Below are 25,514 nucleotides of genomic sequence, written 5' to 3'. Positions count from 1 at the left end.
TGCTTAATTGAAGCTGCCAAAGCCGGTTTCGAGAAGAGACTTTTGCGGCAATCGCCGGTACTTTTCAGGTCAGTTTGCCGCTTTCGCGGCAAACTGTGATCGCGGTTACGAAAGGGCGTGTTGCGCCGCGCGGTAGGTCGAGGGGGAACAGCCTTCCAGCCGATTGAAAAAACGGGCGAAATAGGCCGGATCCTTGAAGCCGAGGCTGTAGGCGGTTTCATGCACCGTACAGGCGCTGAACAGCAGCATGCGCTTGGCCTCGCGCAGCAGCCGATCGAAGATCAGCCGCTTGGGCGGCCGGTTGGCGAAGCGCCGGCACAGGTCGTTGAGCCGCGATTCGGTCACCCCCAGCGCCTGCGCATACTCCGGCACCGGCAGGTGCTCGCGAAAACGCTCGTCCACCATCTTGTTGAAGCGCTGGAACAGCTGCAGTTCGCCGCGCACGCCGCTGTTGGCGCTGTCTTCCAGCGCGGTGTTGCGCAGCAGCAGCGTGAACACCGCCTGCGCCAGCAGCGCCAGCGTCTGTTCGCGCCCGGCCAGGCTCTGCCCGAACTCACGGCGGATCAGTGCCCAGTAGTGGCTGAGCGCCGTCAGCTCCTGCGGCGCGTCGGCCAGCGACAGGCAGATGCCCGGCATGTCCAGCGCCAGGTTGCTGCCGGGATACAGGCGCTCCAGCAGCGGCCAAATCAGCTCCTGGCGCACCGTCAGCACGTGGCCGTCGCTGTCCGGTTCGGTGAAGAACGCATGCGGCACCGACGGCGGCGTGAGGATGAACAGCGGCGCCTGCACCGAATAGTGCTGATCGTCGAGCTGCAGCTCTATCTTGCCGGTCTCCAGGAAATGCACCTGGAAGAAGCAGTCGTGCCAGTGCACCTGCATGTCGCGGCCGAAGAACGCCGCCAGCCCGGCGAAGGTTTCGTAGTGCACCTCGTCGGCGGCGTAGCGCGCGTCATACTCTTTGCAAATATCGATGTTGGCGATAAAACCGGTACTTTTCCGCACCCCATTACCTCCTGCAATCATGCCCACTTGCGTATCAAGGCGTCGCTCTCGGGCGCGAATCCTTCATCGGGATGCGCCACACCAGCACGGCGCCGACGATCAACAGCGCCGAGACAAAATACAGCCCGGAGTTGAAGCTACCGGTCATGTCTTTAAACCAACCGATCAACAGCGGGCTGAGCGCCGATCCGATGTTGCCGGTGGCGTTGATCACCGCGATCCCCACCGCCCGCGCTTCCAGACTGATCGACTGATCCGGCGTGGTCCAAAAGATCGCCATGGCGGTAAAGGAGCCGACCGAGGCCATCACGATCCCGAGCAATTGGATCAGGCTGTGATCGGTGGCGGACGCCAGCAGCCAGCCGGCGGCGGCGAACAGGTACGGTAGCGCGGTGTGATGCTTGCGCTCCTGCAGCCTGTCGGATCGTTTACTCCACCACACCATGCCGGCGATGGTGCAGATCTGCGGGATCGCCGCCAAAATGCCGATCATCACGTTGCTGCTGCCCTGGTTAAAGCTTTGCAGGATCTGCGGCGTCCAGATGTTGATCGCGCTCAGGGTGTTGGTCAGGCAGAAATAGGCCAGCGTATACATCAGCACGATCGGCGTGAAAATCTCGCGCCACAGGCTGCGCTGTTGCAGCGCGCGGTGGCTGCTCGGCCCGTTGGGCTGCACCAGCTGCAGCTTGTCGGCCTCCATCATCGCCTGCAGGCTGGCTTTCTCCTCGTCGGTCAGCCACTTGGCCTTGGCCGGCGTATCGTCGAGGTAGAACCAGACCCCCACGCCCAGCAGCACCGACGGAATGCCTTCCAGCAGGAACAGCCACTGCCAGCCCTTCAGGTTCATCACCCCGTCCAGCGCCAGGATATAACCGGAGACCAGCGAGCCGATCGCCATGGTCACCGGCATGGCGATCATGAACAGCGCGTTGGCGCGGGCGCGGTAGAACGCCGGGAACCAGTAGGTGAGGTACACCAGAATGCCCGGCAGGAAACCGGCCTCGGTGATGCCGACGATCATGCGCAGCACGTACAGGCTGGTCGGCCCGGTGGCGAACAGGGTGCAGGTGGAGGCGATGCCCCACAGCACCATGATGGTGGCGATCCAGCGCCGCGCGCCCACCCGGCTCAGCATCATGTTGCTCGGAATGCCGAAGATCACGTAGGTGACATAGAACAACGTCGCCGCCAGCCCGAACATGGTCGAGCTGAGGCCGAGATCTTTGCCCATCGTCAGCCCGGCGAAGCCGATGTTGATGCGATCGAGGAAAGAGAAAACAAACAACACGAACAGGAAAATGATCAGGCGCCGAAACAACTTTTTAATCACCGATTGCTCGGCGGCGGTTAACGCTTTATGTTGCTGCGCCGGGTTGGCCGGCGGCAGCGAATCGACGTGGTTCATGGTTCAGTAGACTCCCGATGAAGGCGCCTGCGCCCCGCCCCGTTTGAATTCGTCCGCCAGGGCTTCCGCCGCCCGCGCCAGCAGGGTGGTGTCCACCCCCACCGCAACGAACAGCGCGCCGGCCTCCAGATAGCGCTGCGCCAGTGCCTTGTTGGCCATCAAAATGCCCGGCGCCTTGCCGGCGGCACGGATGCGCGCGATGGCGTCGTCGATGGTGCGCTGCACCTCCGGGTGCTGCGGATTACCGGCAAAGCCCATGTCGGCGCTGAGATCCGCCGGGCCGATAAACACGCCGTCTACCCCTTCCACCTGCAAAATGGCGTCGAGGTTTTTCACCGCTTCGCGGGTTTCAATCTGCACCAGCACGCACATCTGCTCATCGGCCTGCTGCAGGTAATCGGGCACCCGATTCCAGCGCGAAGCGCGCGCCAGGGCGCTGCCGACGCCGCGCACGCCCTGCGGCGGATAGCGCGTGGCGCGCACCGCGTCGCGCGCCTGTTCGGCGTTTTGAATCATCGGGATAAGCAGGGTTTGCGCGCCGACGTCCAGCAGCTGCTTGATGATCACCGCGTCGTTCCACGGTGGCCGCACCACCGGCTGGCTCGGGTAAGGCGCGACCGCCTGCAGTTGCCCCAGCACCGTTTGCACGTTGTTGGGCGCATGTTCGCCGTCGATCAGCAGCCAGTCGAAACCGGCGCCGGCCAGCAGCTCGGCGCTGTAGCTGCTGCACAGGCCGAGCCACAGCCCGATCTGCGGGCGTTTTTCCTGCAGCGCACGCTTGAAGTGGTTGGTTAACATCGCATTCTCCCTGACAAGCGGGCGTAGCGCATGGCCCCCGCCCGGTTTATTGCGGCTCGGTTCGCCGAGCCTGCTTATTAGACGAAGCGGCAGCTGATACAGCCCATCGGGCCGTAGTCGACGTGGAAGGTATCACCGCGCCGCGCCGGCACTGGCCGGGTGAAAGAGCCGCCGAGGATCACCTGCCCCGCCTCCAGCTCCACCTCATACGGCGCCAGCTTGTTGGCCAACCAGGCCACGCCGTTGGCCGGGTGGTTGAGCACCGCCGCCGCCACGCCGGACTCTTCAATCACGCCGTTGCGGTACAGCAGCGCGGAGATCCAGCGCAGATCCAGCGCATCCGGCTTAATCGGCCGCCCGCCCATCACCACACCGGCGTTGGCGGCGTTGTCGGAGATGGTGTCGAACACCTTGCGCGGCCGCTGAGTCTCGGGATCGACGTTGTGGCTGCGCGCGTCGATAATCTCCAGCGCCGGAATGACGTAGTCGGTGGCGTTGTAAACGTCGAACAGCGTGCAGTTCGGCCCGCGCAGCGGCTTGGCCAGCACGAACGCCAGCTCCACCTCCACCCGCGGCACGATAAAGCGATCGATCGGAATGTCGCTGCCGTCGTTGAAGAACATGTCGTCCAGCAGCGCGCCGTAATCCGGCTCGGTGATCTGCGAACTGACCTGCATGGCGCGCGAGGTCAGGCCGATCTTGTGGCCTTTGAGCGTGCGCCCCTCGGCGATCTTCAGCTCCACCCACTGCCGCTGAATGGCATAGGCGTCTTCGATGGTGATCTCAGGATGATCGAGCGACAGCGCGCGGATCTGTTCACGACTCTTTTCCGCCTGATGCAGGCGCTGCACGGCGCGGTTAACCTGCTCTTTATCCAGCATTTACGACCCCTTATTCACGCCTTGTTGAACAGCGCGTGGACATTGTTCTGTTTGTAATTCAGCACCGGATCCAGCTCTTCCATGGTGAAAGAGAGCGCCAGGTAACGCTGCGCCATCAGCGCGGCGAAGTGTTCCTTGATCAGCGCAAACAGCATCTCGCCCACCTGCTGCCGGCTTTCCAGACTGCGGCCGTGGCCGATCTTCAGCGTCATGTGCACGAAGGCGTAGTCCTGCTTGCCGTCGGCCATCTGCCAGGTATCGAGCCAGATGGCGCGGCTGCGCACGCCGGCCAGCGGAAAGATGCCGGTCGCCGCCAGCGCCTCGTTGACCTTGGCGAACAGGGTGGGCAAATCCGCCTCGCGGCGGATGTTGTCGGTACATTCAGCGTAAAAATGGGGCATTCACACACCTCAGGCTTCAGCGGGCAAAGGGAACACGGCGTTAACCTGCCCGGTGCCGGAACTGGCGAACAGCGGGGTGATGAACTCCACCTTGCCGTCGTACTTGTCCCAACCGAGCAGGCCCAGCAGCATCACGGTGTCGTGCATGTTGCCTTCGCCGTAGCAGTAATCGGCATACTCCGGCAGCATTTCGCAGAACTCGCGAAAGCGCCCCTCTTCCCACAGCTTGACCACCCGTTCGTCCATTTGCTGATCGAACTGGCGGGTGTAGCTGTTCATGCCCTCTTCGGCGCGCTGATCGTCGATGAAGCGGTGCGACAGCGAACCGCTGGCCAGCACCGCCACGGTGCCGTCGTATTTCTCGATGGCGCTTTTCAGCGCCTCGCCCAGCCGGCGGCTGTCGGCAAAGTCATGCACGGTGCAAAACGCCGAAATCGATACCACCTTGAAATGCTTGTCGGCGTTCATGTAGCGCATCGGCACCAGCGTGCCGTATTCCAGCTTCAGGCTCGGGATGTCGTGCGCCTTGGCGCGCACGCCAAGCTTGCACGCCTCATCGGCGATCAACTGCCCCAGCGCCGGGTTGCCGTCGTAGTCGTAGGTCATGTCGCGGATGAAGTGCGGCAGCTCATTGCTGGTGTACACGCCGGAGAAATGCGCGCTGCAGTTAATGTGATAGGCGCTGTTCACCAGCCAGTGGGTGTCGAACACCACGATGGTGTCGACGCCCATCTCGCGGCAACGCGCGCCGATCTCTTTATGGCCGTCGATGGCCGCCTGCCGGCAGCCAAAGTTTTTCCCAGGGATTTCCGACAGATACATCGATGGAACATGTGTAATCTTGGCGGCTAACGCTAACTTACCCATAAGTCCTCACATGAAACAAAAATGATTCCGTGAACGATGCCGGGGCCTGACTAAACGCCCCAACGCGGGATCGGGTGATCACCCATGGAAATGCACACGTTCTTCATTTCGGCGAACACTTCGAAGCTGTATTCGCCGCCTTCGCGGCCGGTGCCGGAGGCTTTCACGCCGCCGAACGGCTGGCGCAGATCGCGTACGTTTTGGGTGTTGACGAAAACCATGCCCGCTTCAATGCCGCGGGCCAGGCGCAGAACCTTGCTCACATCCTGCGTCCAGATGTACGACGCCAGGCCGTACTCCACGTCGTTGGCCATGCGCAGGCCGTCTTCTTCTGATTTGAACGGCAACAGGCAGGCCACCGGCCCGAAGATCTCCTCCTGCGCCACGCGCATCCGGTTGTCGACATCCGCCAGCACCGTCGGGCGCAGGAAGTTGCCGTGGCTCAAGCCGGCCGGTTTGTCCGGGCCGCCGGCCAGCAGGGTCGCCCCTTCTTCCACCCCGAGGCGGATATAGCCGGAGACTTTTTCCCAGTGCTGCGGGCTGATCAGCGCCCCCACCTGGGTGTTGGGATCTTGCGGATCGCCCACGCGCAGGCGGTTGGCGCGCTCGGCAAAGCGTTTGACGAATTCCGGGTAGATGCTCTCCTGAATGAAGATGCGCGAACCGGCGGTGCAGCGTTCGCCGTTGATCGAGAAGATGGTGAACAGCGCGGCGTCGAGCGCCCGCTCGATGTCGGCGTCTTCAAAGATCAGCACCGGCGACTTGCCGCCCAGTTCCATGGAGAATTTCTTCAGCCCGGCGCTTTCGATGATGCGGCGGCCGGTGGCGGTGCCGCCGGTGAAGGAGACCGCGCGCACGTCTTTATGGCGCACCAGCGCGTCGCCGGCGGTGGCGCCGTAGCCCTGCACCACGTTCAGCACCCCGGCCGGAATGCCGGCTTCCAGCGCCAGCTCGCCCAGACGATCGGCGGTCAGCGGCGACAGTTCGGACATCTTCAGCACCGCGGTGTTGCCCAGCGCCAGGCAAGGCGCGGTTTTCCAGGTGGCGGTCATGAACGGCACGTTCCACGGCGACACCAGCGCGCATACCCCCACCGGCTGTACCAGCGTGTAGTTGAGCATCTTGTCGTCCACCGGGTAGGTCTTGCCGTTCATCTGCTGGCACACCTCGGCGAAAAACTCGAAGTTGTGCGAAGCGCGCGGGATCAGCACGTTTTTGGTCTGGTGGATCGGCAGGCCGGTGTCGGCGGTTTCCAGTTCGGCGATCTGCGGCACGTTCTGGTCGATCAGCTCGCCCAGGCGGCGCATCAGGCGCGCGCGCTCTTTCATCGGCGTGTTGGCCCATTTGGGGAATGCCTCTTTCGCTGCCGCCACCGCCTGGTCTATCTCCCGTTGGCCGCCGGAGGCCACCTCCGCCAGCACCTCGCCGTTCGCCGGGTTGGTGGTGGTGAAGTACTCTTTGCTGGCGACGTTCTTGCCGTTGATCCAGTGGTTGATGGTTTTCATCGCAGGCTCTCCTCGTAATCTTTTTCACTGATAATGTGGTTAACCAAGCGGCCGATGCCCTCGATCTCCACCACCACTTCGTCGCCCGGCTGCACGTCGGCCAGCCCTTTCGGCGTGCCGGTGGCGATCATGTCGCCCGGCTGCAGCGTCATGAATTCGCTCAGGTAGGCAATCAGGAACGGAATGTCGAAAATCATGTCGGCAGTGCTGCCGCGCTGGCGCAGTTCGCCGTTGACGTAGGTGCTGAGCGCCAGCCGGTGCGGATCGGCGACGTCATCGCGATCGACGATATACGGCCCAATCGGCGTCAGGGTGTCGCGGCTCTTCACCCGCAGATTCGGCCGGTAATAATTCTCCAGGTAATCGCGGATGGCGTAGTCGTTGCACAGGGTGTAGCCCGCCACATACTCCATGGCGTCCTCGCGGCTGACGTGGCGCGCGGTCTTGCCGATCACCGCCACCAGCTCGGCTTCGTAGTGCATGTACTCCACGCCGGCCGGGCGCACCGACACCTGGCGGTGGCCGGTCAGGGTGTTCGGCGCCTTGAGGAACACCAGCGGTTCTTCCGGCGCCTTGAATTCCAGCTCGCTGGCGTGGTCGGCATAGTTCAGCCCCAGGGCGAACACCGTGCCCTGCGCCGGCGGCAGCCATTCCACTTCGCGCTCCTGCAGCACCTCGCCGTTCGGCAGCGTGACACGCAGTTGGTCGTCCACCTGCACGTTGAAGACCTGGCCATGATGGCGAATACGGGCATGTTTCATGATGCGGCTCCTGCCTGGGTGACACGGTTGGTCAACGTGGGCAGGCCGGCGGCGCGCACCGTCACCTCATCCCCCGGTTTGATCTCCACCCGCTGGTACGGGGTGCCGATCAGCACCGCATCGCCCGGTTGCAGGGTGATGAAGTCGCTGATGGCGGCGATCAGCTCCGGCACCGAGCGCACCAGATCGGCGGTGGACCAGCGATCCTGCTCCACGCCGTTGACTTCGGTGACGATCTCCAGCCGATCGGCATTCGCCAGCTGGCCGATCTCCCCCAGCGGGCAGAACCCGTCGCGGCATTTGGCCTTGATCGCCGGGCGGTAGAAGCTGCTTTCCGGCAGGCTGACGTCGTTGGCCAGCGCGTAACCGGCCAGATAACGGCTCACCTGCGCCGCCGGCACCTTGCGTGCGGTATCGCCGATGATCACCGCCAGCGTGCCGCCGCTGTGCACGGTTTCACCGGCCGGAAACGGGATCGCCCCGCCGTTGGCGAGGTGGGTGTTGCGCGGTTTGATAAACCAGACCGGGGTTTTGGGCGGGGTCTGATACGGCGGCTGGTGAAACGCCTGATCCCAGGCGTCCAGTTGGCTGCGGTGATTCAGCGCAACGGAAAATACGGTGCCTTTCATGCGAACTCCTCCAATGGCAAAACATGACAACCGGCATTCATTAATATATTAATGATTAGTTTTATACGCTGTGCAGCTTTTACGCAACGCGCTTGGAGTGATTTGTGATCGTTATAACAAAATATTCACAAACAATGAACATTAGCGTGATTATTCAACGTATTAACCATTTTTATCGCCATTTTTCGCTGCACCCCGCATTTTTGCTTTATCCCTACGGGTAACTTTGGCTACTATTAAGTTATTAACAAAATCGGGCTTTGCGGGGCAGGCGCCCCCATTAACGAGCGCCGTAACAACGAACACCTTGATAGCTAAGGCCAAACTTATGCATGAATCGTTAACCATCGCCCTGCTGCAGGCGCGTGAAACCGCCATGGGGTTCTTCCGCCCGATCCTGAAAAGCCACAATTTGACCGAACAGCAGTGGCGCATCATCCGCGTGCTGGCCAACAGCCGCTCGATCGAATTCCACGAGCTGGCGGCGGAAACCTGCATTCTGCGCCCCAGCCTGACCGGCATTCTGTCGCGCATGGAGCGTGACAAGCTGATCTTTCGCCTCAAGCCGGTCAACGATCAGCGCAAGCTGTACGTGTCGCTGACCCAGCAGGGCCAGGATCTGTATGAAGTGGCGCGCCACCAGGTGGAACAGGGCTACGCCGAGATTGAAGCCGCTTTCTCGCGGCAGAAAATGGACCAGTTGATGACGCTGCTGGACGAGCTGATCACGCTGGGCAACAGCCTGCCCGCCAACGTCACCGCGCATCCTGCCAAGCAGTGAGGCCGCTGGCCGAGATATTCCATTGACAACTGACTTTGCGGCTAACCTGTACCCAAGAAAAAGCCCGAACTCGTCGGGCTTAGAGGGATAAATTGCCGCTACATTTTGAACGGCGGGACGGCCGCAGGCTTACCGTAGAGTTGCCTTTGCACTGTAGTCAGCAATTCACTTAACGCAGTCTCAAGATATTGCATAAACAGCGGCTGATTGATGGTGCGCTCATAAACTTCAACGGGCAGGAATCGCCTCATTTCAGCATTAAATTCCCGGCTTGTGACAACGGCATGTAAAGTTTCGATTCGAGCCTGCAGCAACGCTTCAAATTTGCGATCCAGGCCGTAATCGATCAGCTTTTTCGCCACCAAATCAGCATCGACATCCGCATTTTGCTGCTTTAACCAGGCTAGATCCCAAACATCCCGATAGCGGATGCGGCGCGTAGTCGCAGGCAGGGAAACGAGTTTGTCAGCCATAATTTCATTCAGCGTCTCAACCTGGACAATCAAATCAGAATATCCGTCCGGCAACTGAGAATAATTCCTTATCAGCATCCGCGGTTCGCTCGTATAGGCTGGAATATTGGCAATCTCGATTTTGATGCGTTGCTTCGGTAATTCTTTACGCTCCGGGAACGTCGTCACCGACATTTGCCATTTGTCCACGGTAACATCAACGTAGTCGGGCTCCCGTCTCAGTTCCGCAGGCTCTTTAACCGTCACCTCCAGACCATACCGACTGCCAACATAGCGCTCAATGCACGTTTTGATTTCCTTCATGTTTGCAGAGCAAAAAAGACGGCCTCCCGCAAAGTCCAAGTCCTCACTGAAACGGTTAGACCCGTAGCACAGGCGCAGCGACGTGCCCCCCTGAAATATCAGAGACTTTAACAATCCTGCATTCGAGAGTGCGTACAAAATGTCATAATGCAACAGTTCCTTTTCCACCACGGGCCTGACGGACGCCAGATTATCTGACCCGACGATGTCATCGACCAGCTGATTAAAATCGACGAAATCAGACATCAGCGAGCTCTCCCTGTTGAATGAGATGCGTATTTCTCCCTACCCGGAACAGATCTTTTATCGCCGTTTCTTTCGTTGCAATGCGCAATGGGCCCCGACCTTCAAGGCTTCCACGTAGAATATCGATAGGTTTCTTGCTGGTATGGGTAATCTCGATAACTCCCCATGGGGTGATGAATTCACCAGAACGGCCGGTAGACATGATGGTTAGCCTATCGATAGGAATTTGTGACATGACGCCATACTGAGATAAAGCAGATTCCAGGCTGATGTAGTTGTATTCTCCCCGCCGAAGATTGATCGCGATGCTCTCCAAAGGGTACCCCCCCAGAGAAGCCCGAGCGTTCGCATAAACCCCCTTCGCCACCCGTTTAAGGATACCGGCGGCCACTAAGCGATCGACTGATTTTTGTAATGTTTTTGGTGATTCGGCAGGGAAAAGGGTGGCGAGATCTTGAGTAAGAAAAATGTGCTTTCCCAACCTGCTGAATTTATCCAGCGTATTGATGGCTGTCATTTTATCCACGGCATCATTCCTACTAATACCCCCTTATTTGGGGTGATTATGTATAGATGGATACGATAACAACGATATCTCAACAAATAAACCCCTTATAAGGGGTTTATTTGTTGAGCATAGAAACGCGTCTGAATCAGACTTGAGAGCTCGTTTCCGGCAGCAGCGCGCCGCCGTCCACCACCAGCGTCTGGCCGGTGATGTAGGCCGCCGCCGGCGAGGCGAGAAACACCATCGCCGCGGCGATGTCTTCCGGTTCCCCCAGCCGCCCGAGCGGCACCGAGGCGGCGATCGCCTGATTCACCTGCGCGTCGCCCAGGTTGGCCATCGCCGGCGTGCGGATCATCCCCGGCTCCACGCCGTTGACGCGAATGTTCTCCGCCGCCAGCTCCAGCGCCGCCGCGCGAATAAAGCCGTTCACCCCAGCCTTGGAGGCGGCGTAGTGCGCCAGCCCCGGGTAGGCCACCCGTGGGCCGGTCACCGATGAGGTCACCAGAATGCAGCCGCCGCCCCGGCGGCGCATCCACGGCAGCGCCGCCTGCGCCAGAAAGAACGGCGCCATCAGATTGACGCTCAGCGTGCGTTGCAGCAGGGCCGCGTCGATAGCGGCGAACGGCGTCAGCGGAAAGTAAGCGGCGTTGTGGATCACCACGTCCAGCCGTTGATGCCACTCACCTACCGCCGTCACCCCCTCGGCGATCTGCCCCGGATCGGCCAGATCGCAAGCCAGCGCCCGCACGCTCAGCCCTTCGTCCCGCAGCGCCTGCGCCGCCGCCTGCGCCTGCGGCAGCTGCACGTCCACGATCGTCACCTCGGCGCCCAGCCGGGCAAAGGCGCTGACGATCGCCAGCCCAATGCCCTGAGCGCCGCCGGTCACCAGCACCGCCTGCCCCGCGAAGGCGTCGGCCGCATAGGTTGCGCTCATCGCCCTATCCTCGCGGGTGGCGCGTGGTGTTCAGCACCTGCGCATGGGCGCCGACCGCAAAGTTGCTCAGCGCGCTGAAATCGCTGCCCTGATAACCGAGGATCTTGCCGTCGGTGCGCATACCCTGCAGATCGATCATCACCACGCCCAGCGTCGGGATGATCTTCTCGCGCCAGACGAACAGATAAAGCTGCTCCGCCACCTTCACGTAGTGGCAGCGATCGACGTCCGCCAGCCCTTTCTCCACCCCGTCCAGACACTGCCAGGCGTAGAAGTTATCGTTCAGGTAGATGTGCTCGTACCGTTCGGTCGGGCTGTAGGTGTACATGTTGCGCATGCCGATCAGCTCATCGGTAAAGCCCGGTGGCGCCACGTCGGCGTCGTCCAGCGTGCCGAAGCGGAATTCGGCTTCGACCGCGGTCAGCGGCAGCCCCTGCTCCACCCGGCTGAAGGCGTCGAGCCGCGCCTGCGCTTCGTCCGGCAGCTGGCCGTATACCGCAGTGAAGTTGCCCTGATTGCGGTCGCATACCAGCGTAATGCTGGCGTTGGCGCGGGCAGGATCGAGAAAATCGATGAACAGCACGCCGGGGCGAATGCTGGTGGCGCGATAGGCGACGCCGCGCCGTTCGCCCCACTCCAGCGTCTGTTCGTCGGTAAACCGGCAACGCTGCGTCGCGCCGTCGCGAAAACGCAGCGTCAGCGTGGTGCCCGCCAGCCCGTGCTGGCGTTCCAGCGTATTGCTGTGCGGCGCAAAGCCTTCCGCCAGCGCGCCAACCTGAATGAATACCGCTTCTGAACTCATGGAAATGCTCCTTACAGGGAAGTGAAAGCCAGGGTCGGCACATCGACGATGGTGGAGCCGCCGTCGGCCACCAGCGCCGCGCCGGTAATGATTGAAGCCTCGCTGGAACACAGGAAACGGCAGACGCGGGCGATCTCCTCGGCGCTGGCCGGGCGGCGCAGCGGCACGTCGCGGCAGACCATCTGGTAAGCCTGCTCCAGCGAAATCTGATGGGCGTCCATCAGCAGCTGCATCTCTTCGTCCGCCATCGGCGTGGTCACCCAGCCCGGGCACACCGCGTTGGCGCGCACGCCCAGCGGGCCATAGTCGCGGGCGATGGAGCGCATCAGCCCGATCAGCGCGTGCTTGGCGGTGACGTAGCCGCAGACCTCCGGCCCGGCGGCCAGCGAGGCTATCGAGGCCACGAACAGCAGGTTGCCGCCGCTTTTAATCAGCTCCGGCAGGCAGGCGCGCGCGCTGGCGAAAGCGCTGTTGAGGTTGCTGTCCAGCGCCCCTTGCCACTGCGCGTCGGTCATCTCGGTAATGCGCTTGAAGCCCATGCCGCCGGCGCTGCCGATCAGGCAGTCGATGCGCCCGGCTTCGCGCAGAATGGCCGGCAGCAGCGCGTGGTTCCAGCTCTCGCCGCTGGCGGCATCGCCCACCAGCGCCTGCGCGCCGATCTCTTGCGCCAGCGCCGCCAGCGGTGCCGGGCGGCGGCCGATGATGAACACCCGATCGCCCTGCGCCGCCAGCAGACGGGCGCAGGCGGCGCCGACGCCGGTGCCGCCGCCGGTAATCACAACCACTCTATTCATGATTCAGCTTCTCCATCAGTTGGCCGATCATCAGCAGGCTGCTCAACAGCAGCCGCCGCTGTTCGGCATCCAGCCGCAGGTAGCGGCGGCCGGCCGGCAAACGGCTGACCACCTCCGATGCGGCGAAATGCTCGATATCCACCTGCCAACGCCCGTCGTTCACCGTCAGCCGCACGCGGCGAAAATCCAGCTGCGCCAGCGTCTCGCCGATCTGCGGGTAGCGCTGCAGGCCGTCCAGCACCCGTTGCGCGGCCGCATGGCGCTGGCGCAGCAGATAACGCACCCCGCGCCGCCGCAGCCAGCCACCGGTCACCACGTCCAGCGTCAGCGGAAGCTGCATCGCGCACGGGCCCTGCAACCGAAAGCGGTGGCTGACGATATGCGCCATAAACAGCCCCTGCACCTGTTCGCTGACCTCGATCTGCGGCCCCTGCGGCAGCGTCAGCCGCAGCAGGCCCGGCGCCAGGCGTTCGCACGCGTAGGGTTCCAGGTTGCGCGCCAGACGATCCAGCGCGGCGCCCGGCCGATAGCCCGACGGCGCTCGCCGCCAGGCGCGATTAAGTGAGGGAAGTAAGCCGATCAAACTGCGCCTCCTCGTTTTCACCCTTGGCGAACGCGTTCTCCAGCACCTGCTCGACCGGCACCGGCTTGAACGGATTCACTTTCTGCACGCACAGCGTCCAGAACAGCGCATAGGCGGCGGTCAGGCCGATCATCCAGCCGAAGGGAATGTAGATATCGCTCGGGTTCATTCCCGGCGGCGTGATGTAAACGATGGCCAGCACGATGCCAACGCTGGAAACGATCTGCGGCAGCGGGAACCACGGCGATTTATAGGCGCGCGGCAGATCGGGGCGGCGTACGCGCAGGATCACCACCGAGCAGGTCACCAGCAGGTAGGCCACGCCCCAGGCGCACACCGCCGCCAGCACCAGCGGAATGATCCTGTCGAGGTTGCCCTGGATGGCGAAGGCGTGTACGCAGGGGATCAGTACCGCCACCAGAATGCCGACCACCGGCGTCTTAAAGCGTGGGTGCAGATAAGCGAACATGCGCGGCAGCGCGCCGTCCAGCGCCATGCCGTACAGAATGCGCGGCACCGCCGCCATCAGCGTGTTGATGGTCGCGGCGCCCGCCAGCAGCAGGCCGACGCCCAGCCAGTATTTGCCGAACTGGCCCATCACCTGGCCGGCGAACGCCGGGATGGCCATCGGCGTTTCCAGCAGGCGCGTGCCGCTGGCGGCGTCGATCACCACGTTTTCCACCTGGTGGCTGAGCGCCGCGCCGTACAGCGCCATGCACACCGCCACGCCGCACAGCCCCAGCGCCATCGCGCGCGGGATCACCCGATCGCAGCGTTTGATCTCCGGCGCCATCGGCGTCACCAGCTCACAGCCGACGAACATGAACATCGCCATGCCGATCAGGCTGAACACCGCGAACGGATCGTTCAGGCTCAGCGTGCTGCCGAACCAGCCCTCGAGCGGCACCGCATGCGGCGACAGCAGCCCGACGATGCCGAAAATCACCAGCGTGCTCCACATGGCGAAGGTCAGCACGATCTCCGCCTTGCCGAAGGCCTCGATGCCGAACGCGTTGAGCAGGCCGAACACGATTACCAGCCCGACGCCGACCATCCAGGAGGCGTTGTGGCTTTCCATCAGGGTGTTGAGGTGCTCGAAGTTCACCAGCGCCATGATGCCGGAGAGAATGGTCTCGGCGGTGCCGGCGAAGATGTGCACGATCAGGTAGGCCGACAGCGCGCCGGTGATGGCGAAAAAGCGTCCCATGCCGCAGGAAATGTAGTCGTAAACCGAACCTGAGGTCGGCAGCAGCGCCGCCGCTTCGGAGAAGGTGGTGAGCTGCGCCTGCATCATGATGAAGGCGATCAGCATCGCCAGCGCGAAGGTGTCGCCGCCGATGCCGAAGCCGCTGGTGACCGTCAGGATCACCGGGCTGGCCATGATCACCCCGACCGAACTGGCCAGGGTGGTGGGAAAGCCGACCTTGCCTCGAGCCAGGTGGGCGTGCAACCGCGACGACAGGTTCATGGTTATTTCCTCTTATAGTTTTGGCCTGATGCATGCAGGTGCTTGCAGGTTTTTCACCGCCAGCGACGGTAATCTCACTATAGAGAGGAAAGGAAAATGCTGACTATCGTCCTTAAGGACGAGACGCTTTCAACCTGCGGCCGCGCTCACGGCGGCGCGCCACTGCATCGCCCCCTGCGGGCTGCGCGGGTAGGCGCGCAGCGGCGCCAGCAGCGCGGAAAAGAAGGCGTAATAGCCGGCGCACAGCCGGTTGTAGCGATCTTCGCCCACATGCGCCGGGCAGCCGCCCTGGCAGACGCTTTTCACGCTGCAGCGTTGGCACTCGCGGCGCAGGCTCTTGTTTTTACCGAACGGCATCTCCGCCGCCCTTGCCGCCAGCGTGGCGAGCGGCGTGTGGCGATCGGCATGGCCGAGCAGGTGCTGCGCGTTGATCAGATGATCGCAGGCGTAAAGCCGCCCGTCCGGCTCCATCACCAGATTGCCGCCGCAGCGTTCGGCGTGCACGCAGCTGGGGCTGACGTGGGTGAAATACTGCGCGTAGACCTGCTCGATGTTCATCACGAAGACCTGGCCGACGTGCCCGCGGCTGCGCCAGCGGCGGTATACCGCCAGCATGAAGCGCCCCCAGTTGGCGGCGCTCAGCCCATAGCCGGCAGTGGGCGCGTCCCCTTCCAGCATCAGCGGCTGGAACTGCAAATAGCGCGCCCCGATCGCCACCGCATGATCGTAGATCGCCTCGGCGCGATCCGCGACGCCGTCGTGCACCACCATCAGCAGGTTGAAGTCGATCTGATAGCGCTGCAACAGCGCAATGCCGCGCAGCGCCGCGTCATAGCTGGCGCCGCCGCGCTTGTCCGGCCGGTGGGCGTCCTGCACCTCGCGGTCGCCGTCCAGGCTGACGCCGAGGATAAAGTGATGCTGCCGGAACAGCCGGCACCAGGCGTCGTTCAGCAGGGTACCGTTGGTCTGCAGGCTGTTGCTGATGCGCACGCCCGGCGGCGCGTAGCGGCGTTGCAACGCCAGCGCCCGCTTGTAAAAACCGATCCCCGCCAGCAGCGGCTCCCCCCCCTGCCAGACGAAGTTGATCTCGCGGCTGTAACGCGGCTGGGCGGCGATGTAGCCGCGGATAAATTCCGCCAGCAGGTCATCGTCCATCTTGCGCGTCCGCTCTTGCTGGCGCTGCGGGTAGTAGCAGTAGCGGCAGCCCAGGTTGCAGCCGGCGCCGATCGGCTTCACCAGCAAATGAAAAGGCGCCGCCGCGCGCGGTTCGCTCTCCACCGGGATCTGCTGCGCACGCAGCTGGGCCAGGTTCACGGCGCCGCCTGCGGCAACGGTTTGTGGGTCAGCGGATCCAGGCCGATGTAGTCGCCGGTGCTGGCGTCGACGCCGAGGTAGTCGATCGCTGCGCCTTTGGCTTCAATGACCATGCCCTGCTGCGCAAAGCGGCGATACGCCTCGCTCAGCCGTTTGACTCGCTCCGGGTTGGCGGCGGCCAGATCGCGCGTCTCCAGCGGATCGTCATGCAGGTTGAACAGCCCCCACGGCGCCATCTGCGCCGTCGGCCCGGTCTTCACCAACCGCCGCAGCTTCCAGACGCCCTCCACGTAGGCGGCCTGGTTATGCAGCTCCACGCCGTAGGTCGCGCGCGGCACGCCGTCGGCCTCGCCGCTGAAATAGCGCTTGAAGCTGACGCCGACCATCGGCAGCGTTGGTTTCGCCTTCAGCGGTTTGTTGGCGTCGATGCCGGCATAGTCATACAGCGTCGGCGCGATGTCATACACCGCCATCGGCGTGCGGTCGATGCCGCCGCGCCCCTTCAGCCGCGGCGCGGAGATGATGAAATCGGTATTGATGCCGCCCTGCGCGCTGGTGGTTTTATGGTAGTTGGCGTATGGCGCGTTGCTGACGTTGGCCCAGTGCGGCCCGTAGGAAATGAAAGATCCCTTGCGGCCGAGATTGGCGTAGCTGTTGTCGAACTGCCGCCAATACTCCGGCTTCGAGCCGTAGTAGAAGCCGCTGGCCGGGTTGGCACCGTTGTCGGTGGCGAACACAATCACCGTATTTTGGTCACGGCCGGTCTGCTTGAGGGTATGCAGCACCGCGCCGACCTGATCGTCCATGTAAGCGATCATCGCGGCGTACACCTGCATGGTCTTGGCTTCATATTTTTGCTGCTCGGGCGTCAGCGCGTTCCAGGCCTTATCCAGCGCCAGCGTCGGCATCGGCGTGCGATCGGAAATCAACCCCAGCGCCTTCAGGCGCTGAATGCGCCGCTGATAGGCCTGCTGGTAACCGGCGTCGTATTTGCCGTCGAATTTGGCGATCCAGTCATCCGGCGCCTGCAGCGGATCGTGCGGCGCGGTAAACGCCAGGTAGGCGAAGACGGGCTTGCTCTGCGGCGTATCGCGGATCCACTGTTCCAGCTGATCGGCATAGGCCTTGCTGGAATAGAAATCTTTGGGCAACGAGACGCGTTTGCCGTTCAGGGTGTAGAAGGTATGGAACGCCTCCACGGTGCCCAGCGGTTTCGCATCGTCGAAATGGCTGGTGCCGCCGCCCATAAAGGCGAAGGCGCGCTCGAAGCCGCGATCGGTCGGCTTGGCACCGTCAACATAGCCCAGGTGCCATTTGCCCGCCATCATGGTGGCGTAACCCGCGTCGCGAAAACGCTCCGGCAATGTGGTCACGCGGTCGGTCAGCCGCATTTCATAGCCCGGCTGCGCGGCGGTGCTCTCATACCACCACATGCCGCCCATGCCGGCCTGCTGGTTGGTGTTGCCGGTCATCAACATCGACCGCGCCGGCGCCGACATCGGCGAGGTGTAGTACTGGCTCATGCGCACGCCCCGTTCGGCCAGCGCCTGCAGGTTGGGCGTCGGTATCTCGCCGCCGAACGGGCTGATGTCGGAGTAGCCCATGTCGTCCACCAGAATGATCAGCACATTGGGGCGATCGGCGTCCGCCCCCTGCGCCAGGCCCGATAAGGCGCCGCTCAGCGCCACCGCCAACGTTGTTTTCTGCATCGTTCGTTCCCCGTATGGTCATGCGGACTGAACAACCCGACGCCTCAGCCCGAGAAAGGTCATCATTTTTTCGTCTTATACGTTTGGCGCCGCCTGGCGCTATCTTCAATTCGCAGTGTAGGAAGCGGCGGAAAAGCCTGGCTATCGTTCTTAAGAACGAGGAACGGCTCCAGTCGTGCCGGTTGTAGCACGCGCGGGGCGGCGAGGGCTTCGGCCGGGCAAGCATTGAAAAGCGCTATAAATTCAGCGGGAAAAGCGGTGAATGATTTCATTAACCTATTAATGAAAATCACGGAAAATCTGCCCCAAAAAGCCCTGATTAACGCAGTGTCATCTTGTTATTTATGTGTTTTATTGTAATCGGCCTCACGTTGTTAATATGTTTTTATTGTGTTGCCAAATTGCTACAACTATGCTTGTATCGTTCATATATTGACCGCCAACCTTCTCCAGATTGAATGATAAAGGGAGGAACACGAATCATGCACAGCACCGCATCCGATGCCTTTATCAACAGTTGTTTGGCGACCATCACGCACCTGATCCCGGTGTCCGCCGGGGTGTTTTATCTGGTCGATCGCGACCTGCGGCCGGATCACTACATCCTGCACGGCATGCCCGATAAAACGCATCAGCAGTATCTGAACCACTTCCAGCAGATAGACCCGCTGCAGCCGGCCAATTTCCATCGCCAGGACATCACCATGGTCGGCATGAGCCCGGCGGCGATCGCCGGCAACCGCCGCTATTACCACGACTTTATGCTGCCGAACGACATGCGCGACATGACGGAGATCTTCATCCGCCAGCGCAAGCGCATCGTCGCCGGGGTATCGCTGATCCGCGATACGCCGTTCACTGAAGTGGAGCGCGGCCGCCTGCGCGCGGTGCTGCCGCTGATCGAGCTGGCGACGCGCGATCTGTTGCCCGACGGCGAGGCGCAGCTGCTAACCGCCAAAGAGCAAGAGATCGTCAACATGGTGCGCGAAGGCGCCAGCAATAAGCGCATCGCCCTGAAGCTGGGCATTTCGCTGTCCACGGTGAAAACCCATATGCGCAATATTTTCGCCAAAACCGACGTGGTGAACCGCACCGAACTGGTCGCCGGCGGCTTTCTCGCCCACGGTTAACGCCCGATAACGGCCACCGCTGACGGCGGCCGGAAAATAACGCCAGAACGTATTCGCCATTTATGGCGCGGCTTCCCCCTGCCCGCAATCGGGCCGGGCGGGATATTTCATCGTCACTTAACGCTTGGGGAATAAGGTTTATGTCCAGTGATTCGGTTTCCGCGCCCGCCGTCGGCGCGGCGCTCCCCTGCCCGCCGCGGCTGCTGACCGCCATTATCGTCTTCGCCGCCATCGCGCCGGGCATTCTGATGACCGCCCCCGCCGTGGCCGCCCAGCTCGCCGCACAATGGCAGCTCGGCCCGTCGCAGATCGGCCACCTGTTCTCCACCGAACTCGGCGCCATGAGCCTGGCCACGCTGCCGGCGTGGTGGTGGATCGGGCGCATCAACTGGCGGCGGGTCGCGACGCTGTCGGCGCTGGTGTTTATCGTCGGCAACCTGGCTTCGGCGCTGGTACAGGATTTTACCCTGCTGCTGCCGCTGCGCTTTATCGCCTCGCTGGCGGGCGGCACCCTGATGATCCTGTGCATCACCTGTGCCGCCGGCACCGCCAATCCCAGTCGGGTCTATGCCTTCTGGGTGCTCGGCCAGCTGGTGCTGGGCGCGGTCGGGCTGCTGGTGCTGCCGCCGCTGTTCGCGCACGTCGGCCTGATGGCGGTCTACCTGATTCTGGCGGCCATTATGCTGTGCTGCCTGCCGCTGATCCCGGCGTTCCCCAACGGTTTCACCGCCGCCCGCGCCGCCCGCAGCGGCCCCGCCGCCTCGCTGGCACGCAAGCTGTGCGCCGTGCTGGCGGTGCTGACCTTTTACATCAGCCTGAGTGCGGTCTGGACCTTTATCGGCGGCATCGCCGCCGGCGCCGGGCTGTCGCCGGCCCACAGCGGCCAGGTGCTGGCCGTCGCCACCTTGCTCGGCATCGTCGGCGCGGGGGCCGCGGCGCTGATCGGCGCGCGCTTCGGCGGCGGATGCCTGATCGTGCTGGGGTACGCCCTGCTGCTGGCCAGCGTGGCGCTGCTGACGGGCCAGCCCCTGCTGCTGCGTTTCGCCCTGGCGGCCCTGCTGTTCAAATTCACCTGGACCTTCGTGCTGCCGTTCATTCTGGCGCGGGTCGCCGGGTTGGATAACGACGGCAAACTGATGAACGGCATCAACCTGGTGATCGGCGGCGGCATGGCCATCGGCCCGACGCTGGCCGGCTCTCTGATCGAATCTTTCGGCGGTTTCAACGCTTTGCTGTTCGGCGCGCTGGGCTGCGCGCTGCTGTCGCTGCTGTTGATTTCGCTGGCTTCACCGCGCGCACCGCGCCGTATAACAGGAGGAGAAAGGTGAAAAGAACAACCGGTTTCTTGTTTGATGAACGCTGTTTCTGGCACAGCACCGGCCTGCACGCCACCACCCTGCCGGTCGGCGGCTGGGTGCAACCGCCTTCGGGCGCCGGCCACGCCGAGTCGCCGGAAACCAAACGGCGCATGAAGAACCTGATGGACGTGTCCGGCCTGTCGCGCCAACTCACCCTGCTGAGCGCCGAACCGGCGACGGAAGAAGACCTGCTGCGCATTCACCCCGCCCACTACCTGCAGCGTTTCAAACAGGTGAGCGACAGCGGCGGCGGCCTGCTGGGGGAAGAGGCGCCGCTGGGGCCGGGCAGCTATGAAATCGCCAAACTCTCCGCCGGGCTGGCCTGCGCGGCGGTGGAAGCGGTGCTGCAGGGCGAGCTGGATAACGCCTATGCGCTGTCGCGCCCGCCGGGCCACCACTGCCTGCCGGATCAATCGATGGGCTTCTGCTTCCTGGCCAATATTCCCATCGCCATCGAGCGCGCCAAGGCCCGCCATGGCCTCGGCAAGGTGGCGGTACTCGACTGGGACGTGCACCACGGCAACGGCACCCAGCACATCTATTGGCAGCGCGGCGACGTGCTGACGCTGTCGCTGCATCAGGATGGCTGCTTCCCGGCGGGCTATGCCGGCGAACGGGATCGCGGCGAAGGCGCCGGGGCGGGCTGCAACGTTAACGTGCCGATGCTGGCCGGCGCCGGCGACGACGGCTACCTGCACGCCATGCGGCGCATCATCATCCCGGCGCTGGAAAAATTCGAGCCGGAGCTGATCATCGTCGCCTGCGGCTACGACGCCAACGCCCTCGATCCGCTGGCGCGCATGCAGCTGCACAGCGACAGCTTCCGTGCCATGACCGCGCTGGTGCAGGACGCCGCCGACCGGCTGTGCGGCGGCAAGCTGGTGATGGTGCACGAAGGTGGCTACGCCGAATCCTACGTGCCGTTCTGCGGGCTGGCGGTGATGGAACAGCTGAGCGGCGTGCGTACTGAAGTGCAGGATCCGCTGCTGGCGTTCATCCAGCAACAGCAGCCGCGCGACGCCTTCAACCGCTTCCAGCACGAGGCGCTCGACGCGCTGGCGCGCCAGTTCGGCCTGTAATCCCCTCTTTGCGGGCGCCGCACCCGGCGCCCCTGACAACCTCGCCGCCAGCCGCTACGCTGAAGGGCAACCCTGTCACCATGAGAACAATAAGATGCCCGAACAAACCGTCAGCTTTATCAAAGGCCGGCACGGCGACATCGCCGTGCACGACTGGGGAAACGACCAGCCGCGCTATCTGGCGCTGCTGATACACGGCTACGGCGAGCATCTCGGCCGTTACCAATACGTGGCGCGCACGCTGCAGGCACAGGGCGCGCGGGTGTTCGGCCCCGACCATCTCGGCCACGGCCTGTCGCAGGGCGAACGCGTGCTGATCGAAGATTATGACGCCGTGGTCGACGACGTGCAGCGCGTGGTCAGCCATTTCCGGCAGCAATACCCCGCCTTGCCGCTGGTGGTGATCGGCCACTCGATGGGCGGCATGATCGCCACCCGCTACGTGCAGCGCTACGGCGAGGAGGTGCGCGCGCTGGTGCTGTCCGGCCCGCTGCTCGGCGACAGAACGGCGATCTCCGATCTGGCCGAACTGCCGACGATCCCCGACGCGCCGCTGGATACCGCCACCCTGGCGCGCGATCCGGCGGTCGGCGCGGCGTATCAGGAAGATCCTTTGGTGTGGCACGGGCCGTTCAAGCGCCCCACCCTGCGCGCCATGCAGCGGATCCTCGCCGCCATCAACGCCGGGCCGGGCTTCGGCGCGCTGCCCACGCTATGGATCCACGGCGACGACGATCGGCTGGTGCTGATGAGCGAAACGCAAACCGCGCTCGATCGTCTGCGCGGCGACGATGTCGAACGGATGATCAATGCCGGCGGGCGGCACGAGAACTTTAACGAAACCAATAAGGATCAGATCCTCAAGCGGGTGACCGATTTTATTGCGCGGGTGTTAGGCTAAGGCGCTCCCCCTCAGCGGGCCGAGGGGGGCATGACGGCGTCAGCCTTCGACGATGGCGAGGTAGTGTTTGACGAAGCGATCCGAGGTGATGTCCCAGCGCACCGGGGTACCCTTCTCGACGAACCAGGAATCGCCGGCCTGATACTGCACCGATTCGCCGGTGCGTTCGTTGGTCAGGGTCGCGCTGCCTTCCCACACCGTGGCGTGCTCGGCGAACGGATACTCCATCACGAAGCTGCCGCGGGTGCAGCTGAACACGCCGCAGTTCAGGTTGTCGGTCGGCTCGCCGAAGATGCTGGCCACGCCGACGTTTGGCGTGCCGGCGATCACCGTGGCGCCCAGGTTGCTGACGCTGCCGATCTCCAGCAGTTCCGGCAGCGGTTGTTTAAGCAGTAACGGTTTCATGTCATTCTCCTCTGAGGGTTAACGGCGGCCTTTCCAGTAGCCGGATGTCTGGTGCCAAACCTTACCGGCGGTGGTCATCACCCGCCGCAGCTTGTCCTTGCCGAAGATGTTGACGTGCGGGATCGAGCTCATCAGATCGTAACGATCGGATCCTTCGCTCATGCCCTCCGCCAGCACCTTGCACACGATGTGGCTCGGCGTCACGCCGAAGCCGGAGTAGCCCTGCACGTAAAACACGTTGTCGCGATCCGGCAGCGTGCCGATCTGCGGGAACAGGTTGGCGCTGCAGCACAGCGGGCCGCCCCAGGCCAGATCGATCTTCACGTCTTTCAGGTACGGGAACACCTTCAGCATCAGGTTGCGGTTCCAGGCCTTGAGATCCGACGGGAAATATTCGATCAGGCGGGTGGCGCTGCCGAACAGCAGCCGGTTTTCGTTGGTCACCCGGTAATAGTCGATCACCGGGCGGATGTCGCTGTAGGCGCCGCGGATCGGGCTGATCTGGCGGATCAGATCGTCAGACAGCGGCTCGGTGGCCAGCTGGAAAGCGTAGGTATTGATGGTCTTGCGGTAGATCTGCGGCTCCATGCCGTTGAGGAAGCCGTTGCAGGCCCACAGCATCTTGTTGGCGCGCACCGAGCCCATGGCGGTGCGCACCGTGATGCGCGGGCCATACTCCACGTTGAGCACGCTGCTGTTCTCGAAGATTTTCACCCCGTAGCCGCTCAGCGCCCTGGCCTCGCCCAGCAGCAGATTGAGCGAATGCACGTGGCCGCCGCCCATGTGTTTCAGCGCGCAGGTGTAAGCGTCGGAGCCCACCACCTGCTTCACCTCCGCCCCGGTGTAGAGCTCAATCTCCTCCTGCGGCGCTACCGCCTTGAACTCCTTCAGCCAGCCGCGCAGGGTCTTCTCCTGGCGCGCGTTGCTGCCGAGATAGCCGTAGCCGAAGCAGAAGTCGGCGTCGATGTCATATTTCTTGATGCGCTCGCGGATAATGCCGGCGCCGAGGTTGCTGATTTTGAAGATGGTTTCCAGCCCGGCTGGGCCAACGTGGCGCTTGATCTTCTCCAGATCGTGACCGATGCCGGCCATCACCTGGCCGCCGTTGCGCCCGGTGCCGCCGTAACCCAGATAGCGCCCTTCGAGAATGGCGATGTTGGTGATGCCCTTCTCCGCCAGCTCCAGCGCGGTGTTGATGCCGGAGAAGCCGCCGCCGATGATCACCACGTCGACGTCCAGATCCTCTTCCAGCGTCGGGAAGCGCAGATCGTATTTTTTGGTCGCCGCGTAGTAGGTTAAGGACTCGATTTCGTTGTTCACTGCCGCACTCCCGATTGCCTATGCCATGACATCGGATTATCGGGAGGCGGCAGCCGTGCCGCTATGTCCCCTTAGGGACATTTTTCCCCTTCATCTTTCAAACTACAGCGTTGTTGGCTGCTGACGTTCACCCCAGTCACTTACCTAAGTAAGCTCCTGGGGACTCTCGTCCTTGCCGCCTAGCTGTAGTTCGAAAGCTATAGGGGATAGATCGATGCATTCACGCGCTGCGGCGCTGCGGGGCGGTCAGCAACAGGCTGAACAGCTCGGCCTGCGAGCCGATGTTCAGCTTGCCGTAGATGTTCTTGCGGTGATTTTTTACCGTGCCGAGGCTGATGAACAGCCGGTCGGCAATCTGCTGCGAACCGCAGCCGGCGAGGATCAGATCGACGATCTCGCGCTCGCGCGGCGTCAGCAGATAACGCGCCTGCGCGCCATCGTCGTTCCCCGTGTCGGCCTCGGCCGGAGCCGCCACCACTTCGCCGTGCAGCCGCGCCACGCTTTTCACCAGCGTCAGCGCGCTGCGCAGCTCCGCCCGCTGCGGGTAGCGCACCGCCACCGTGCGGCACGCCGAGCCGAAGAACACCCCCAGCCCGCGCTCAGGCGTCAGCTGCAGCAGCACGCCGGCCTCATCGTGCCAGCCGGTCTTGCGATAAAAATTACGGTAATAGTCGCTGTGATAAAACCCGCAGGGCGCCAGCTGGCGCAGCGTGAGCACCTCGCCTTCGCCGCCGGCGTTCAGCGCGCGGTAAAACGGATCCTGCAGATAGGCGCCCTGTTGGTAGATCTGGTTAACCGCATCGCTGTTTTCCCGCTCGGTTTTGATCAGGCAGCGCGGCGGCCGGCCGCGTTCGAAGGCATAGACGATGGCGTTGTCGAAGGCGAAAAACCCTTCCAGCCAATTCAACAGGCTGGGATAAAAGCGCGGGCTGGCCACCGCATCGATCACCGCAGACAAGCGTTCAACCTGAATATCCATACCCGCCTCGCCATTATTAATACATTAACAATCTACCGATTTCGGATGGGGTTAGCCGCATGGCGGCCAGTACTGTTAAAAAAAGCATCCGGCGCGCCGAAATGCAAGAACGCGATCGTTTACATGTTAAACAACTCACAAGTTGCCGCAGCGGGGAAAGCGGTGGCCGCTCCGCGCC

At 62.8% G+C, this 25,514-nt stretch carries 26 protein-coding genes; 5 read left to right on the top strand and 21 right to left on the bottom strand.

Annotated elements, in window-relative coordinates:
* Positions 1 to 105 precede the first annotated feature (105 nt).
* The 9 genes from hpaA to M6G53_RS08480 form a co-directional block, all read right to left on the bottom strand.
* Positions 106 to 1,002 carry a 4-hydroxyphenylacetate catabolism regulatory protein HpaA gene (gene hpaA, locus M6G53_RS08520; protein WP_107226716.1) on the bottom strand — a complete coding sequence of 299 codons (897 nt, stop codon included), beginning with the start codon at positions 1,000 to 1,002 and terminating at the stop codon, positions 106 to 108.
* Positions 1,003 to 1,036: 34 nt separating this feature from the next.
* Complete coding sequence (gene hpaX / locus M6G53_RS08515; protein WP_253330503.1) at positions 1,037 to 2,407, bottom strand: 4-hydroxyphenylacetate permease; 1,371 nt, start codon at positions 2,405 to 2,407, stop codon at positions 1,037 to 1,039.
* Positions 2,408 to 2,410: 3 nt separating this feature from the next.
* The gene (gene hpaI, locus M6G53_RS08510) at positions 2,411 to 3,205 is read right to left on the bottom strand and encodes a 4-hydroxy-2-oxoheptanedioate aldolase (protein ID WP_253330500.1); all 795 of its coding nucleotides are present in this window, start codon (positions 3,203 to 3,205) and stop codon (positions 2,411 to 2,413) included.
* Positions 3,206 to 3,282: 77 nt separating this feature from the next.
* On the bottom strand, positions 3,283 to 4,086 hold the full coding sequence (gene hpaH, locus M6G53_RS08505; protein ID WP_004933170.1) for a 2-oxo-hept-4-ene-1,7-dioate hydratase: 804 nt from the start codon (positions 4,084 to 4,086) through the stop codon (positions 3,283 to 3,285).
* A gap of 14 nt (positions 4,087 to 4,100) precedes the next feature.
* Positions 4,101 to 4,487: a 5-carboxymethyl-2-hydroxymuconate Delta-isomerase gene (locus M6G53_RS08500; RefSeq protein ID WP_004933172.1), complete on the bottom strand. Its 387-nt coding sequence runs from the start codon at positions 4,485 to 4,487 to the stop codon at positions 4,101 to 4,103.
* Between the two features lie 9 nt (positions 4,488 to 4,496).
* A complete protein-coding gene (gene hpaD, locus M6G53_RS08495; RefSeq protein ID WP_049202357.1) occupies positions 4,497 to 5,354 on the bottom strand; it encodes a 3,4-dihydroxyphenylacetate 2,3-dioxygenase in 858 nt (285 codons plus the stop codon).
* 50 nt (positions 5,355 to 5,404) lie between these two features.
* Entirely contained in the window at positions 5,405 to 6,859 is a 1,455-nt protein-coding gene (hpaE, locus tag M6G53_RS08490) for a 5-carboxymethyl-2-hydroxymuconate semialdehyde dehydrogenase (protein WP_253330498.1), read from the bottom strand.
* Positions 6,856 to 7,620 (bottom strand): fumarylacetoacetate hydrolase family protein, encoded by a 765-nt coding sequence (locus tag M6G53_RS08485; protein ID WP_253330496.1) that lies wholly within the window; start codon positions 7,618 to 7,620, stop codon positions 6,856 to 6,858. Before M6G53_RS08485 ends, hpaE begins: the two co-directional genes overlap by 4 nt.
* Entirely contained in the window at positions 7,617 to 8,249 is a 633-nt protein-coding gene (locus tag M6G53_RS08480; RefSeq protein WP_253330489.1) for a fumarylacetoacetate hydrolase family protein, read from the bottom strand. Before M6G53_RS08480 ends, M6G53_RS08485 begins: the two co-directional genes overlap by 4 nt.
* A gap of 328 nt (positions 8,250 to 8,577) precedes the next feature.
* Between M6G53_RS08480 and hpaR the strand changes: the two genes are divergently transcribed.
* Positions 8,578 to 9,030 carry a homoprotocatechuate degradation operon regulator HpaR gene (gene hpaR / locus M6G53_RS08475; RefSeq protein ID WP_253330485.1) on the top strand — a complete coding sequence of 151 codons (453 nt, stop codon included), beginning with the start codon at positions 8,578 to 8,580 and terminating at the stop codon, positions 9,028 to 9,030.
* A 98-nt stretch (positions 9,031 to 9,128) separates the two neighbouring features.
* Here hpaR and M6G53_RS08470 read toward each other — a convergent pair whose 3' ends face one another.
* From M6G53_RS08470 to M6G53_RS08430, 9 genes are all read right to left on the bottom strand, one after another.
* Complete coding sequence (locus M6G53_RS08470; RefSeq protein WP_253330483.1) at positions 9,129 to 10,052, bottom strand: nucleotidyl transferase AbiEii/AbiGii toxin family protein; 924 nt, start codon at positions 10,050 to 10,052, stop codon at positions 9,129 to 9,131.
* Complete coding sequence (gene abiEi / locus M6G53_RS08465) at positions 10,045 to 10,578, bottom strand: type IV toxin-antitoxin system AbiEi family antitoxin (protein WP_253330481.1); 534 nt, start codon at positions 10,576 to 10,578, stop codon at positions 10,045 to 10,047. The genes M6G53_RS08470 and abiEi overlap by 8 nt, the downstream gene beginning before the upstream one ends.
* A gap of 127 nt (positions 10,579 to 10,705) precedes the next feature.
* The gene (locus M6G53_RS08460) at positions 10,706 to 11,494 is read right to left on the bottom strand and encodes an SDR family oxidoreductase (protein ID WP_253330479.1); all 789 of its coding nucleotides are present in this window, start codon (positions 11,492 to 11,494) and stop codon (positions 10,706 to 10,708) included.
* Positions 11,495 to 11,498: 4 nt separating this feature from the next.
* Positions 11,499 to 12,296, bottom strand: coding sequence for a molybdenum cofactor biosynthesis F family protein (locus M6G53_RS08455; RefSeq protein ID WP_049300740.1), 798 nt, complete (start codon positions 12,294 to 12,296; stop codon positions 11,499 to 11,501).
* Between the two features lie 11 nt (positions 12,297 to 12,307).
* Positions 12,308 to 13,090 (bottom strand): SDR family NAD(P)-dependent oxidoreductase, encoded by a 783-nt coding sequence (locus tag M6G53_RS08450; protein ID WP_253330477.1) that lies wholly within the window; start codon positions 13,088 to 13,090, stop codon positions 12,308 to 12,310.
* Positions 13,083 to 13,673 (bottom strand): DUF3156 family protein, encoded by a 591-nt coding sequence (locus tag M6G53_RS08445; RefSeq protein WP_253330474.1) that lies wholly within the window; start codon positions 13,671 to 13,673, stop codon positions 13,083 to 13,085. Before M6G53_RS08445 ends, M6G53_RS08450 begins: the two co-directional genes overlap by 8 nt.
* Positions 13,648 to 15,141 (bottom strand): APC family permease, encoded by a 1,494-nt coding sequence (locus M6G53_RS08440; RefSeq protein WP_033648536.1) that lies wholly within the window; start codon positions 15,139 to 15,141, stop codon positions 13,648 to 13,650. The genes M6G53_RS08445 and M6G53_RS08440 overlap by 26 nt, the downstream gene beginning before the upstream one ends.
* Before the next feature lie 129 nt (positions 15,142 to 15,270).
* The gene (locus M6G53_RS08435) at positions 15,271 to 16,455 is read right to left on the bottom strand and encodes an anaerobic sulfatase maturase (protein ID WP_060426850.1); all 1,185 of its coding nucleotides are present in this window, start codon (positions 16,453 to 16,455) and stop codon (positions 15,271 to 15,273) included.
* Positions 16,452 to 18,164 (bottom strand): arylsulfatase, encoded by a 1,713-nt coding sequence (locus tag M6G53_RS08430; protein WP_253330472.1) that lies wholly within the window; start codon positions 18,162 to 18,164, stop codon positions 16,452 to 16,454. Before M6G53_RS08430 ends, M6G53_RS08435 begins: the two co-directional genes overlap by 4 nt.
* A 482-nt stretch (positions 18,165 to 18,646) precedes the next feature.
* Here M6G53_RS08430 and M6G53_RS08425 point away from each other — a divergent pair, with 482 nt between their 5' ends.
* From M6G53_RS08425 to M6G53_RS08410, 4 genes are all read left to right on the top strand, one after another.
* The gene (locus M6G53_RS08425) at positions 18,647 to 19,294 is read left to right on the top strand and encodes a helix-turn-helix transcriptional regulator (protein WP_038878402.1); all 648 of its coding nucleotides are present in this window, start codon (positions 18,647 to 18,649) and stop codon (positions 19,292 to 19,294) included.
* A 140-nt stretch (positions 19,295 to 19,434) separates the two neighbouring features.
* Complete coding sequence (locus M6G53_RS08420) at positions 19,435 to 20,622, top strand: MFS transporter (protein WP_253330470.1); 1,188 nt, start codon at positions 19,435 to 19,437, stop codon at positions 20,620 to 20,622.
* A complete protein-coding gene (locus tag M6G53_RS08415) occupies positions 20,619 to 21,731 on the top strand; it encodes a class II histone deacetylase (protein WP_253330468.1) in 1,113 nt (370 codons plus the stop codon). Before M6G53_RS08420 ends, M6G53_RS08415 begins: the two co-directional genes overlap by 4 nt.
* A gap of 94 nt (positions 21,732 to 21,825) precedes the next feature.
* Positions 21,826 to 22,632, top strand: a complete 807-nt coding sequence (locus tag M6G53_RS08410) for an alpha/beta hydrolase (RefSeq protein ID WP_253330466.1) — start codon at positions 21,826 to 21,828, stop codon at positions 22,630 to 22,632.
* Positions 22,633 to 22,671: 39 nt separating this feature from the next.
* Here the strand turns inward: M6G53_RS08410 and M6G53_RS08405 are convergent, their stop codons facing one another.
* From M6G53_RS08405 to M6G53_RS08395, 3 genes are all read right to left on the bottom strand, one after another.
* Positions 22,672 to 23,037 (bottom strand): cupin domain-containing protein, encoded by a 366-nt coding sequence (locus M6G53_RS08405; RefSeq protein ID WP_015376517.1) that lies wholly within the window; start codon positions 23,035 to 23,037, stop codon positions 22,672 to 22,674.
* An 18-nt stretch (positions 23,038 to 23,055) separates the two neighbouring features.
* Positions 23,056 to 24,357 carry an NAD(P)/FAD-dependent oxidoreductase gene (locus tag M6G53_RS08400; RefSeq protein WP_253330464.1) on the bottom strand — a complete coding sequence of 434 codons (1,302 nt, stop codon included), beginning with the start codon at positions 24,355 to 24,357 and terminating at the stop codon, positions 23,056 to 23,058.
* Positions 24,358 to 24,577: 220 nt separating this feature from the next.
* The gene (locus M6G53_RS08395; protein ID WP_253330462.1) at positions 24,578 to 25,336 is read right to left on the bottom strand and encodes a helix-turn-helix transcriptional regulator; all 759 of its coding nucleotides are present in this window, start codon (positions 25,334 to 25,336) and stop codon (positions 24,578 to 24,580) included.
* Positions 25,337 to 25,514 lie beyond the last annotated feature (178 nt).

This window comes from Serratia nevei, from assembly GCF_024160145.1.
GTDB lineage: Bacteria > Pseudomonadota > Gammaproteobacteria > Enterobacterales > Enterobacteriaceae > Serratia > Serratia nevei_A.
Note: the sequence above shows the minus strand (reverse complement) of the source record. Positions and strands in the feature narration are given on the sequence as shown.

Excerpts from the sequence above, each read along its gene's own strand:
- hpaX (WP_253330503.1), bottom strand. The coding sequence starts at position 2,407 with ATGAACCACGTCGATTCGCTGCCGCCGGCCAACCCGGCGCAGCAACAT.
- hpaI (WP_253330500.1), bottom strand. The coding sequence starts at position 3,205 with ATGTTAACCAACCACTTCAAGCGTGCGCTGCAGGAAAAACGCCCGCAG.
- hpaH (WP_004933170.1), bottom strand. The coding sequence starts at position 4,086 with ATGCTGGATAAAGAGCAGGTTAACCGCGCCGTGCAGCGCCTGCATCAG.
- M6G53_RS08500 (WP_004933172.1), bottom strand. The coding sequence starts at position 4,487 with ATGCCCCATTTTTACGCTGAATGTACCGACAACATCCGCCGCGAGGCG.
- hpaD (WP_049202357.1), bottom strand. The coding sequence starts at position 5,354 with ATGGGTAAGTTAGCGTTAGCCGCCAAGATTACACATGTTCCATCGATG.
- hpaE (WP_253330498.1), bottom strand. The coding sequence starts at position 6,859 with ATGAAAACCATCAACCACTGGATCAACGGCAAGAACGTCGCCAGCAAA.
- M6G53_RS08485 (WP_253330496.1), bottom strand. The coding sequence starts at position 7,620 with ATGAAACATGCCCGTATTCGCCATCATGGCCAGGTCTTCAACGTGCAG.
- M6G53_RS08480 (WP_253330489.1), bottom strand. The coding sequence starts at position 8,249 with ATGAAAGGCACCGTATTTTCCGTTGCGCTGAATCACCGCAGCCAACTG.
- hpaR (WP_253330485.1), top strand. The coding sequence starts at position 8,578 with ATGCATGAATCGTTAACCATCGCCCTGCTGCAGGCGCGTGAAACCGCC.
- M6G53_RS08470 (WP_253330483.1), bottom strand. The coding sequence starts at position 10,052 with ATGTCTGATTTCGTCGATTTTAATCAGCTGGTCGATGACATCGTCGGG.
- M6G53_RS08460 (WP_253330479.1), bottom strand. The coding sequence starts at position 11,494 with ATGAGCGCAACCTATGCGGCCGACGCCTTCGCGGGGCAGGCGGTGCTG.
- M6G53_RS08455 (WP_049300740.1), bottom strand. The coding sequence starts at position 12,296 with ATGAGTTCAGAAGCGGTATTCATTCAGGTTGGCGCGCTGGCGGAAGGC.
- M6G53_RS08450 (WP_253330477.1), bottom strand. The coding sequence starts at position 13,090 with ATGAATAGAGTGGTTGTGATTACCGGCGGCGGCACCGGCGTCGGCGCC.
- M6G53_RS08440 (WP_033648536.1), bottom strand. The coding sequence starts at position 15,141 with ATGAACCTGTCGTCGCGGTTGCACGCCCACCTGGCTCGAGGCAAGGTC.
- M6G53_RS08430 (WP_253330472.1), bottom strand. The coding sequence starts at position 18,164 with ATGCAGAAAACAACGTTGGCGGTGGCGCTGAGCGGCGCCTTATCGGGC.
- M6G53_RS08425 (WP_038878402.1), top strand. The coding sequence starts at position 18,647 with ATGCACAGCACCGCATCCGATGCCTTTATCAACAGTTGTTTGGCGACC.
- M6G53_RS08420 (WP_253330470.1), top strand. The coding sequence starts at position 19,435 with ATGTCCAGTGATTCGGTTTCCGCGCCCGCCGTCGGCGCGGCGCTCCCC.
- M6G53_RS08410 (WP_253330466.1), top strand. The coding sequence starts at position 21,826 with ATGCCCGAACAAACCGTCAGCTTTATCAAAGGCCGGCACGGCGACATC.
- M6G53_RS08405 (WP_015376517.1), bottom strand. The coding sequence starts at position 23,037 with ATGAAACCGTTACTGCTTAAACAACCGCTGCCGGAACTGCTGGAGATC.
- M6G53_RS08395 (WP_253330462.1), bottom strand. The coding sequence starts at position 25,336 with ATGGATATTCAGGTTGAACGCTTGTCTGCGGTGATCGATGCGGTGGCC.